This is a genomic window from Stagnihabitans sp., assembly GCF_964946895.1.
This window is the reverse complement of the sequence record NZ_CBBQHX010000045.1, coordinates 20,817-31,238: the sequence shown is the minus strand read 5'-3', so window position 1 is coordinate 31,238 and position 10,422 is coordinate 20,817. Positions and strand designations below refer to the sequence as shown.

12 protein-coding genes are annotated in these 10,422 nt (G+C 61.7%); 10 read left to right on the top strand and 2 right to left on the bottom strand.

The window, feature by feature from the left end; translation table 11 throughout:
- From AC1Y2B_RS20355 to AC1Y2B_RS20335, 5 genes are all read left to right on the top strand, one after another.
- Positions 1-432 (top strand): helix-turn-helix domain-containing protein (locus tag AC1Y2B_RS20355; protein WP_482254959.1); only part of this gene is annotated, 432 nt, incomplete at its 5' end.
- A 301-nt stretch (positions 433-733) separates the two neighbouring features.
- A complete protein-coding gene (locus AC1Y2B_RS20350) occupies positions 734-1,957 on the top strand; it encodes a hypothetical protein (protein ID WP_482254958.1) in 1,224 nt (407 codons plus the stop codon).
- Positions 1,954-2,409 (top strand): hypothetical protein, encoded by a 456-nt coding sequence (locus AC1Y2B_RS20345; protein ID WP_482254957.1) that lies wholly within the window; start codon positions 1,954-1,956, stop codon positions 2,407-2,409. The genes AC1Y2B_RS20350 and AC1Y2B_RS20345 overlap by 4 nt, the downstream gene beginning before the upstream one ends.
- Before the next feature lie 131 nt (positions 2,410-2,540).
- Entirely contained in the window at positions 2,541-3,125 is a 585-nt protein-coding gene (locus AC1Y2B_RS20340; protein WP_482254956.1) for an FtsX-like permease family protein, read from the top strand.
- 9 nt (positions 3,126-3,134) lie between these two features.
- Positions 3,135-3,821 (top strand): ATP-binding cassette domain-containing protein, encoded by a 687-nt coding sequence (locus tag AC1Y2B_RS20335; RefSeq protein ID WP_482254955.1) that lies wholly within the window; start codon positions 3,135-3,137, stop codon positions 3,819-3,821.
- Between the two features lie 144 nt (positions 3,822-3,965).
- On the opposite strand, the gene AC1Y2B_RS20330 is transcribed toward AC1Y2B_RS20335, so the two are convergent.
- Together AC1Y2B_RS20330 and AC1Y2B_RS20325 are read right to left on the bottom strand one after the other, a co-directional pair.
- On the bottom strand, positions 3,966-4,352 hold the full coding sequence (locus tag AC1Y2B_RS20330; protein ID WP_482254954.1) for a DUF302 domain-containing protein: 387 nt from the start codon (positions 4,350-4,352) through the stop codon (positions 3,966-3,968).
- Positions 4,353-4,475: 123 nt separating this feature from the next.
- Positions 4,476-4,751 (bottom strand): hypothetical protein, encoded by a 276-nt coding sequence (locus AC1Y2B_RS20325; protein WP_482254953.1) that lies wholly within the window; start codon positions 4,749-4,751, stop codon positions 4,476-4,478.
- A gap of 183 nt (positions 4,752-4,934) precedes the next feature.
- On the opposite strand from AC1Y2B_RS20325, the gene AC1Y2B_RS20320 reads away from it, so the two are divergent.
- From AC1Y2B_RS20320 to AC1Y2B_RS20300, 5 genes are all read left to right on the top strand, one after another.
- Positions 4,935-5,657, top strand: coding sequence for a response regulator (locus AC1Y2B_RS20320; protein WP_482254952.1), 723 nt, complete (start codon positions 4,935-4,937; stop codon positions 5,655-5,657).
- Positions 5,654-6,994, top strand: coding sequence for an ATP-binding protein (locus tag AC1Y2B_RS20315; RefSeq protein ID WP_482254951.1), 1,341 nt, complete (start codon positions 5,654-5,656; stop codon positions 6,992-6,994). Before AC1Y2B_RS20320 ends, AC1Y2B_RS20315 begins: the two co-directional genes overlap by 4 nt.
- Before the next feature lie 117 nt (positions 6,995-7,111).
- Positions 7,112-8,008, top strand: coding sequence for an MBL fold metallo-hydrolase (locus AC1Y2B_RS20310; protein WP_482254950.1), 897 nt, complete (start codon positions 7,112-7,114; stop codon positions 8,006-8,008).
- Positions 8,009-8,020: 12 nt separating this feature from the next.
- Positions 8,021-9,754, top strand: coding sequence for a SulP family inorganic anion transporter (locus tag AC1Y2B_RS20305; protein ID WP_482254949.1), 1,734 nt, complete (start codon positions 8,021-8,023; stop codon positions 9,752-9,754).
- 16 nt (positions 9,755-9,770) lie between these two features.
- Positions 9,771-10,367: an SAM-dependent methyltransferase gene (locus AC1Y2B_RS20300; RefSeq protein ID WP_482254948.1), complete on the top strand. Its 597-nt coding sequence runs from the start codon at positions 9,771-9,773 to the stop codon at positions 10,365-10,367.
- Positions 10,368-10,422 lie beyond the last annotated feature (55 nt).

Here is a 10,422-nt window from a genome sequence, read left to right as displayed (position 1 = left end):
AGCGGAGATCGCATTGAGGCTGCGGTGACTGCCAGCCGCATCGCCGCTTCTGAAGGAACAGCCGCCGTGTTTGCCCCGCTGGCCATGGGTGGAGCCGGAGGCCTTCGAGCGGGGGGGCCGCCCGAGGTTCGCCTGCTGCGTTGGCTCGACGGGATGGAGAGTGCGATCCTGACGGCCATGCGCCATCTGGACGAAATCGCAGCATGGTCGGCCAAGGCAGGGACTGTCATGTCGCCTTTGTCGGGCCGGACGCCAGAGTTACTTCGGGCTGTTCTCGTGGAGTGGCCCATGGTCTCGGCACCTATGGCCGAGATGATCAGCGGCGTCAGCCGCGCCGCCGTGCAAAGGAACATAGCGTGGATGCAAGACCACGGGCTGGTCCGCGAGGTCACAGGTCAGGGGCGGTTCCGCATGTGGCGTGCGGCAATTTGAATTCAGATCCCGCAATCATCTGCCCCATCGTCAATAAAGGTAGACACCCGGCGTTCGGGGTTGCGAAGCTTCGTGCATGTCGGATTTTGACACCGGTCACTCGGAGGCGATCAGGAATGCCTTCCGTACATCGCGTTGTAGCCCTTATGAAACCGGGCGATGCCAAGTGTCACTTTGATCAGATGAAAAGATCAGGAAAACTGAAAGGCATCGTTTGATCCAAATCAGGTCGCTCTTGGCGTGGCCCGGCTAGGGTACCTGGGCGAAGCCGTAACGCTTGGCCGCCAGATCGGAGCTTTCCTTGACCAATTCACCCGACCCCGATCTTCCGCTTGAAGTGATCCGGCGTGCAGGGGAAGTGCCCGCCAAACCGAGCCGCCGATTCCGGTTTCGTGCCGCTTATCTCCTAGTGCTCCTGGTTCCGGTTCTGATGTTTTCGGGCGGGGTGATCGGGATGTACTACCAGCCGTTGCCCTTGCAAAAGTTCTATGCGTTGTCCGGACTGCAACCAGGTGCGGGTTCAACCTCGCCCATCGCGTTGCCGCCGGGCATCAAGTTGCCCAAAGAGATGGTCGAGACGATGCAGGTCAGCGATGTGGTCGGTCTGGCTCGGCTGATGCCGCATGGCGATGTGTCGATCGTGGCACCTCCTTACGGCGCGGGCGACGCCCGGATTGCCGAGATCCTCGTGTCTGTCGGCGACCGCGTGCAAAAGGGCGCGGTTGTGGCGCGGCTGGACAATCAGGGGCAACTGGAAAGTTCGGTGTTGCTGGCTCAGGCCAACGTCGCGATCCGGCAGGCGGCTTTGGTCCAGACGCGGACGGCCGTGCAGAATTCGTTGGACGAGGCCCGCGCCGGAGTGAAGCAGGCGCAATCCGCGGCGACTGAGGCGGACAGTCAGTTGGCACGCGAGACCGAACTGTTCTCGCGTGGTGTTGCTACTCAAGCCGCACTCGATTCTGCTTCTGCTGCGACCCGGCAGGCAGCTTTGTCCGTGCAGAAGGCGGAAGCGACGCTCGCCCGTTTTGCCAGCGACGATGTGGACCAGCAACCCGATGTGATCGTGGCGACCCGCAACCTTGAGGCAGCCGAAGCCGATCAAACCCGCGCTGCCCGCGATCTGAGCCGGTCAGCGGTCTTGGCCCCTGTCACTGGTGTGGTCCTGAACGTGAACGCCCGCGCTGGCGAAAAACCGCCCGCGGCTGGCATCATGGAGATGGGCGACACCGACCACATGATGGCCGAGGTTGAGGTCTACCAAGACCGTATCGCCGCCGTTGCCGTCGGCCAGCCGGTGGAATTGGCGGCTGGTGCTTTGTCACAGACTTTGCAGGGCCGCGTGCAATCCATCGGGCTGACAGTGGGGCGACAAGGCCTTGTTTCGGATGACACAGCCGCCAATACCGACGCTCGGGTCATAACTGTCATGGTGGAACTCGATCCGGCCTCCTCGGCTCTTGCCGCGCGGTTTACCAATCTTGAGGTTGTTGCACGGATCGACACGCGCCTGAAAGCCAGCCAATGACCCGTTTGCTGCAATGGCTGTTTGGCCGGTTGCCGATCGGCTGGCTTCAACTCAGCCACAACCGCACCCGGTTTGCCGCTGCCTTGGCCGGGGTGGCCTTTGCCAATGTGCTGGTGTTCGTGCAGTTGGGCATCATGAACTCGATGGCCGTGGCCACGTTGAAACCCTACGGCTTCTTTCGCGCCGATGTGATGATTTCAGCCTCGGACGCCAATTCGATGACCGAGGGCGGCAATGTCGCGCGGCAATGGCTGTTTCAGGCGTTGGCAGACCCGGATGTGACCGCTGGCACCGGGATTTTCGTTGGCAATGTCAGTTGGGCGCGCGGGGAAAGGACGCTGGGGCTGACCACGTTCGGCGTGGACCCGACGCTGACCGGTTTTTTGTCGCCTGATATGGCCCGCAAGGCCGCGACATTGCAGCTTCAGAACTCTGGCATTCTGGACATGTAGAGCAGGGGCCTGCCGCGTGCCGAAGCCCCGCGATACGCCCGCAAAGCCCGATCTCGTTTGAAGTCTCGGGCAAGACCTTGACATTGTACGACACCTTCGCGGGGGGTGGGGGGTTCGGAGGAGACGGCTTCATGATGGTGTCGGATCAGACCTATCTGAACCTGTTTCCGGCGCGCAAGTCTGGTGCGCCTGACCATATTCTGTTGCAGATCGCCCCCGGTGCGAACCCGGATGTTGTGGCCGCCCGGCTTCGCGATCTGGTATCCGACAAGACCCTACGCATTCGGTCCTATGCGCAGGCCGGCGCCGAAGATCTGAGCTATCAGCAAACCCGCCGCCCGACCGGGATCATCTTCGGCTTTGGGGTGATCATCGGAATTCTGGTTGGGATCGTGATCGTCTATCAGGTTCTGTCAACCGACGTGGCCGACCACCTCAGCGAATACGCGACCTTCAAGGCGATGGGCTATCGCCAGCGTTTCTTTCTTGGCATCGTGTTCGAAGAGGCGCTGATTTTGGCCGTCCTTGGCTTTGTGCCGGGGTTTCTTGTTGCCTACGGCTTGCTTGCGGGCATGAAAGCCGCAACGACGCTGCCTTTGGCCATGACATCCAGCATGGCGGGCATGGTCTTTGTGGGAACGCTTGTCGCCTGTTCCGTCTCAGGTGCGATTGCCACCCGCAGGCTCGCCTCGGCTGACCCGGCAGATCTGTTTTGAAGGCGCATCATGTCGGATGAATTCCCCATATCAGTGGCCGGCCTGAATCACTCTTTCGGGCAGGGCGAGGCGCGCAAGCAGGCGATCTTTGACGTGTCCATGCAGATCAAACGAGGCAGTCTGACCGTGTTGATGGGACCCTCGGGTTCGGGCAAAACCACGGTGCTGACGCTGATGGGCTGTCTGCGGGATGTGCAGGAGGGCTCTGTCCAGCTTTTAGGGCATGAACTGTTCGGGGCGAACCGGGCGCTTTCGGAAGAGTTGCGGCGGCGGCTGGGTTTCATCTTTCAGGCCCACAACCTGCATGGCAGCCTGACCGCCCTGCAAAATGTACAAATGGGGCTGCAAGTGCATGGGTCGGGCGAACCTGGGGAGCAACTGGATGCTGCCCGACATGCGCTGACGCTCTTGGGCCTTGGCGACCGGCTGGATTATCTTCCGGCCAACCTGTCTGGCGGCCAGAAGCAGCGGGTTGCCGTGGCGCGCGCCTTGGTCGGCAACCCAGATGTCATCTTCGCCGACGAGCCAACTGCGGCGCTTGACCGTGACGCGGGCATGACCGTGGTCGCCATGTTAAAAAAGCTTGGAGCCCTGCGCGGGACCACGACGGTCATGGTCACACATGACAACCGCATTCTGGAACTCGCAGACCGCATAATCACGCTAGAGGATGGCCGGATCGTCGCGGATCGTTGAAAGCAGCCAGCCCGCATTGCCCTTGAACAAGCCAAGCCTTGGCACCAATGGTTCGATGGACCTTCCTTCAAACCCGACGAAATTCCGGCTTGCTTAGGCGCTCTCCAGCCTGATCAGACGGCGAGCGCCCGCTCGACGATCTGTTCAGATCGCGGCCACGGCCTTTGCCAGAAGGTCACGCACCTGTCCTGCAACGGCATGCAAAGCCGGGTTGTCTATGGCCTGCATCGACGCGACCGGATCAATGGCGCTGACCTCAACCCCGCCGTCAATTGCACGCAAGATCACGTTGCAGGGCAGCATGGCCCCGACCCGTGGTTCGATCCCGATGGCCTGAAAGGCCATCTTCGGGTTGCATGCGCCAAGGATACGGTAGGCGGGCATCTCCACGCCCAATTTCTTGTGCATCGTCGCTGCAACGTCGATTTCGGTCAGGATGCCAAATCCGGCATCTGCCAGCGCTTTTCGGGTGCGGGCATCAATGTCTTCAAACGAATGTCCTGCGAAGGTGCGGTCGACTGTATAGGCCATCATCTCTCTCCTGGTCATTTGTAAAGATCGCTGTTGAGGACAGCTTTGGGCGGGCCTGCAAGCCCGCCTAATTGCCACCTCGGACAGCGAGTCCCGGCCAAGCTGACCGGGAATAGGGGTGCATCAGTTTGCTTCCATCATCCCTTTGTCGTCTTGCATGCCCCGGCCCATGCCGTCCTGCATGCCGCTGCCATCCTGCATGCCCTGCATTCCATCATGCTGGCCCGCCATATGACCGTGCATGCCACCCTGCATCATGCCGCCATCTTCCATGCCGCCCTGCATGCCTTGCATGCTGTGCATGTGACCCATCGTCTGCCGAGCGACGACCGGCACTGCCACGGCTGCCACGCCAAGAGCTGCCACCACACCAAGGGCGATAAGAGTTGACCGTTTCATCTGAGATCTCCTGATCCGTTGTTTGATGCAGCCAATTTGGGCGACAGATGTCTTTGATCTTTGTCAGTCCGGAGTGTGAATTGTATCAATCTGTCGCAAGCCCGGCCTCTGCGACATGTTGCGACAAAGTTCTGCAACCTGTTCGCCCGTTTCGTGATTAGTCTGGCAGGCAGGAGAGAAGACATGACATCCACACCGCACATCCTTGTCGTCGATGACCACCGCGAGATCCGCGATGCCTTGGCCAAGTATCTGGAGCGCAACGGAATGCGGGTCAGTCTGGCTGCCAATGCGGTGGCGATGGACGCGGCGTTGGCGGCCGGGGCCTTCGATCTGATTGTGCTGGATGTGATGATGCCGGGCGAGGATGGCCTTTCAGTCTGCCGCCGGTTGCGCGCCAGTGGCAGCATTCCGATCCTGATGCTGACCGCACTGGGCGATGAAACGGACCGCATTGTCGGGCTGGAGATGGGGGCGGATGACTATCTGTCCAAACCCTTCAACCCGCGCGAATTGCTGGCGCGGATCAAGGCGATCCTGCGCCGCACTGAACGCCCCGCGCTGGCGGGTGGGGCGCTGGCGAGGCACCGGCTGGTGTTTGACCGCTGGACGCTGGACACCGACCGCCGCAGCCTGACTTGCGACGACGGGACTGAGGTATCCCTGACAACGGCCGAATTCAAACTGTTGAGCGTATTTCTGGAACGGCCGCGGTTCGTTCTGACACGGGATCAGTTGCTGGACCTGACCTCGGGCCGGGCGGCGCAGGTCTTTGACCGCACGATTGACAACCAGATCAGCCGCCTGCGCCGCAAGATCGAGCGTGACCCGGCGCAGCCTGCGCTGATCACCACGGTCTGGGGTGGCGGCTATGCGCTGGCCGCCGATGTAAGGCGGGTGGGATGAAACGCTGGCTTCCGCAATCGGTGGGAGGGCAGTTGCTGGCTTTGCTGGTGCTGGCACTTGTGGTGACACAGAGCTTCAGCCTGTTCCTGCTGAATGACGAACGCAACCGCGCCATCCGCGCCGCCTTGGGGTTCGAGACGGCAGGGCGGGCCGCGCAGGTCGCCCTGTTGTTGCAGGATGCGCCGCCGGATCTTTACCCCTCCATTCTAAGGTCCGCCTCGTCACAGCTTGCCTCTTTTGAGGTTGGGGCGGTCCCCAATACCTTGGAGAGCAGCGCCGAGGCCGACCCGTTTCTGGCGCAAATGGCGGATGTGCTGGGGGAGGGGCATGACATCCGGGCCGACGTCGAGGCCGTTCCCGCACCTGCCGGGATGCAACCTGTCCACAAGATGATGATGGGCGCTATGACGGAACCGGTTCAGATGAACCTGTCGATCCGGCTGACTTCGGGTCAATGGCTGAATGTCCGGTCCACCTTCTTGCGGCCCGGTCTGCAGTGGACTCCCCGTGCGCTGCTGCCGCTGATCCTGATGGTGCTCGCCGTGGTGGCGATTGCCTTGGTCACCACACGCCGGATCGTCGGCCCTATGAAGGCGCTCGCACAGGGGGCCGACCGCTTAGGCCGCGGCCTTGACGCCGAGCCCCTTGCCGTAACCGGGCCGAGCGAGGTGCAGCAGACCACTCGGGCCTTCAACCAGATGCAGTCGCGGATGACGCGCTTCGTGGCTGAGCGGACACGGATGCTGGCCGCCCTTAGCCATGACCTGCGCTCGCCGCTGACGGCTATGCGCTTGCGGGTCGAAATGCTTGAGGAGGACGACGACAGCACCCGCCTCAAAGCGCTGGTCGAGGAAATGCAGCAGATGCTGGACTCGACACTGGATTATGCCCGAGCAGCTTCAGTCCAAGAGCCTGTGACGACGGTTGATCTGGCGGACCTTCTAACCAAGCTGGCAGCCGATGTCGGAGCGCGCGCCGCCTTTATCGGCTCTTCCGCGATCGAGGTCCCGGTCCGGCCTGCAGCCCTGACGCGGGCGCTGCGCAACCTGATCGACAACGCGGTCCGCTATGGCGGCTTGGCCGAGATTGCCCTGACCCGACAAGACGGTCTCGCCGTCATTTCCATTGCAGACAAGGGGCCGGGCTTGCCAGAAGACCAGCTTGAACACGTCTTCCATCCCTTCGTGCGCCTCGAATCCTCGCGCAGCCGCGAGACTGGGGGTGCTGGCCTTGGCCTGCCAATTGCCCGCACGGTCATTCGGGCGCACGGCGGCGATGTGACCCTCAGAAACCGTTCCGAGCGCGGTCTGGAAGCCCGGGTGACGCTTCCACTTTGAGATTTTGGCAGCTTCCCGGATGCACTTCGGTGGCATCCGCAAGAATCTTCACCTTACATATTCCATTTTTAGAATGTGATGATATATAGGTCTGAGCCTATGGTGATGGAGATTGCTATGAATACTCTTGCCCCGACTTATCCGATCTCGATGGACGTTGTGCCCCAAGTCAAAGCGTTCTTTGACGCTGGTACCAATACGATTAGCTATGTGGTGCGCGACCCGGACTCGACCGCCTGCGCGGTGATCGATTCCGTACTGGACATCGACTATGCCGCAGGGCGGATCACGCACGACAATGCCGACCGGATCATCGCCTTCATTCAGGACAAGGGCATGACGCTGGAGTGGCTGATCGAGACCCATGTCCATGCCGACCACCTCTCTGCCGCGCCCTACATCCAGGCCAAGCTGGGCGGCAAGATCGGCATCGGCGACCAGATCACCGTGGTGCAGGACGCCTTCGGCAAGGTCTTCAATGAAGGGACCGAGTTCCAGCGCGACGGCTCGCAGTTTGACGCGCTGTTTGCGGAAGGCGACACCTACCGGATCGGAGGCATGACGGTCTTGGTGCTGGCCACTCCCGGCCATACGCCGGCTTGCATGACCCATGTCATCGGCAATGCGACCTTCGTGGGCGATACCCTCTTCATGCCGGATGGTGGCTCGGCCCGGGCGGATTTTCCGGGCGGCGATGCCGGAGTGCTTTATGACAGCATCCAGAAGGTGCTGGCCCTGCCCGACGCGATGCGCCTCTTCATGTGTCATGACTACGGCCCGAATGGACGCGACATCCAGTGGGAGACTACGGTGGCCGAGGAGAAGGCGCACAACATCCATGTGGGCATGGGCTCGACCAAGGACAGCTTTGTGGCCTTCCGCACCGCGCGGGATGCAACGCTGGGCATGCCACGCCTGATCATCCCATCTCTGCAGGTCAACATGCGCGCCGGTGAGGTCCCGACCGATCCTTCCGGTCGACCCATGCTGAAAGTGCCGCTGAACGCCTTGTAAGAAAGCCCCGCCATGTCCGCCTTGAACCGCTATTTCCCGATCTTGACCTGGGGCCGCACTTATGACCTTGGGGCATTGTCCAACGATCTGGTGGCGGCGCTGATCGTCACGATCATGCTGATCCCGCAGTCGCTGGCCTATGCTCTGCTGGCAGGCTTGCCGCCGGAGATGGGGCTTTATGCCTCGATCGTGCCGATCCTCGCCTATGCGGTCTTTGGCACCTCGCGTGCTTTGGCAGTGGGGCCGGTGGCGGTGGTGTCCTTGATGACGGCGGCGACGGTGGGGCAGATCGCCGAGGCGGGAACGGCGGGCTATGCCATGGCCGCGCTGACGTTGGCCTTCCTGTCGGGGGCGATCTTGCTTGTGATGGGGCTGTTCCGGCTGGGGTTCGTCGCGAATTTCCTGTCGCATCCGGTGATTGCGGGCTTCATCACGGCCTCGGGTCTTCTGATTGCCGCCAGCCAGTTGGGGGCGCTTCTGGGCATCAAGGCGGATGGCCATACGCTGCCCGAGATGGCCGTCTCGCTCTGGTCCCATCTGGGCGAGGTCAATCTGGTGACGCTGGCTTTGGGTGCGGGGGCGGTGGCATTCCTGTTCTGGGTGCGTCGGGCGATGAAGCCGACCCTTCTGCGGGTGGGCGTGCCGCCCCGGCTGGCCGATGTTCTGACCAAGGCGGGACCCGTCGCGGCGGTCGTGGTGACGACGGCTTTGGTCTGGGGCCTCGGTCTGACGGACCAAGGCGTGGCCGTGGTGGGCAAGGTTCCGCAAAGCCTGCCCCCGCTGACCCTTCCGTCGTTCGACTTGGGGCTGGTGCAAAGCCTGTTCCTTCCTGCCTTGATGATCTCGGTCATCGGTTTTGTGGAATCGGTCTCGGTCGCGCAGACGTTGGCCGCCAAGAAGCGCCAACGCATCACGCCGGATCAGGAATTGATCGGTTTGGGTGCCGCCAATATCGCGGCTGCATTCACCGGAGGCTTTCCGGTGACGGGTGGCTTTGCCCGCTCCGTCGTGAACTATGACGCTGGGGCCGAGACGCCTGCAGCTGGCGCCTTCACCGCGATCGGGCTTGCCATCGCCGCCGTGGCGTTAACGCCGCTGATCTTCTTCCTGCCCAAGGCCACATTGGCCGCCACGATCATCGTCGCTGTCCTCACCCTTGTGGACTTCTCGGTGCTGACCCGGACCTGGGCCTATTCCCGCTCTGACTTCGCTGCCGTAGCCGTGACGATCCTGCTGACGCTTGGGGTGGGGGTCGAGGCTGGTGTGGCCGCCGGGGTTGCAATGTCGATCCTTTTGTTCCTTTACAAGACCTCACGCCCGCATGTGGCAGAGGTGGGCCTTGTCGCGGGCAGCGAGCACTTCCGAAACATCTTGCGCCACAAGGTGCAGACCGATCCACGCCTTCTGACCTTGCGGGTGGATGGCAGTCTGTATTTCGCCAATGCCCGCTTTCTGGAGGATTACATCCTGAACCGGATCAGTGGCGACATCGCCCTGAAGGACGTGGTGTTGATGTGCTCTGCCGTCGATGAAATCGACATGAGCGCTTTGGAATCGCTGGAGGTGATCAACCACCGGCTTGACGAAATGGGCATAAGGTTCAACCTGTCCGAGGTGAAGGGTCCAGTGATGGACCGCCTGAAACGGTCGGATTTCCTGCGAGCACTGACAGGGTCGATCTATCTGTCGCAATATGATGCATACTGTGCCCTTGGCGCGGCGGATTGCAGGAAAACTGCCGCGTGAGCGGAAAGGAAAAGACATGTGGAATGAACGGTTCAGCGGCAATGACTACCTTTTCGGGACCGAGCCCGCAGACTTTGTTAGACGCGAGGCAGCAAGACTAGCGCCGAGCCAGAAGGTCTTGTCGGTCGCCGATGGCGAGGGGCGCAACTCGGTCTATCTGGCTGGACTTGGCCACCTCGTCACCGCCATGGATGGGTCCGAGGTCGGCGTGGCCAAAGCCCAAGGGCTCGCGTCGGAAAAGGGCGTTCAGGTCGGTTTCAACGTTGCGGATATCGCTGAATGGGATTGGCGAGCCCGTCCCTATGATGTGGTACTGGGTGTCTTCATCCAGTTCGCAGCCCCACCCCTTCGGGCCGAGATCTTTGCCGGGATGCAAACCGCCCTGCGCCCCGGTGGCCTGTTGCTGCTGCACGGCTACACGCCAGAGCAACTCTCTCACGGCACCGGCGGGCCGAGGGCATTGGAGAACCTATACACTGCCAACCTTCTTACAGCTGCCTTCGGCACCATGGAAATCCTGCATCTGAACGCCTACGAGGCCGAGATCTCCGAAGGCGCAGGCCACAAAGGCCGTTCGGCCCTGATCGACCTTGTGGCGCGGAAGCCGGAATAAACCTCAGTTGGTTACCGTCTGACTGCCTGTACCGCTGCGGCTTCATCCGCCAAGT

Excerpts from the sequence above, each read along its gene's own strand:
- AC1Y2B_RS20345 (WP_482254957.1), top strand. The coding sequence starts at position 1,954 with ATGACCCGTTTGCTGCAATGGCTGTTTGGCCGGTTGCCGATCGGCTGG.
- AC1Y2B_RS20340 (WP_482254956.1), top strand. The coding sequence starts at position 2,541 with ATGATGGTGTCGGATCAGACCTATCTGAACCTGTTTCCGGCGCGCAAG.
- AC1Y2B_RS20335 (WP_482254955.1), top strand. The coding sequence starts at position 3,135 with ATGTCGGATGAATTCCCCATATCAGTGGCCGGCCTGAATCACTCTTTC.
- AC1Y2B_RS20330 (WP_482254954.1), bottom strand. The coding sequence starts at position 4,352 with ATGGCCTATACAGTCGACCGCACCTTCGCAGGACATTCGTTTGAAGAC.
- AC1Y2B_RS20325 (WP_482254953.1), bottom strand. The coding sequence starts at position 4,751 with ATGAAACGGTCAACTCTTATCGCCCTTGGTGTGGTGGCAGCTCTTGGC.
- AC1Y2B_RS20320 (WP_482254952.1), top strand. The coding sequence starts at position 4,935 with ATGACATCCACACCGCACATCCTTGTCGTCGATGACCACCGCGAGATC.
- AC1Y2B_RS20315 (WP_482254951.1), top strand. The coding sequence starts at position 5,654 with ATGAAACGCTGGCTTCCGCAATCGGTGGGAGGGCAGTTGCTGGCTTTG.
- AC1Y2B_RS20310 (WP_482254950.1), top strand. The coding sequence starts at position 7,112 with ATGAATACTCTTGCCCCGACTTATCCGATCTCGATGGACGTTGTGCCC.
- AC1Y2B_RS20305 (WP_482254949.1), top strand. The coding sequence starts at position 8,021 with ATGTCCGCCTTGAACCGCTATTTCCCGATCTTGACCTGGGGCCGCACT.
- AC1Y2B_RS20300 (WP_482254948.1), top strand. The coding sequence starts at position 9,771 with ATGTGGAATGAACGGTTCAGCGGCAATGACTACCTTTTCGGGACCGAG.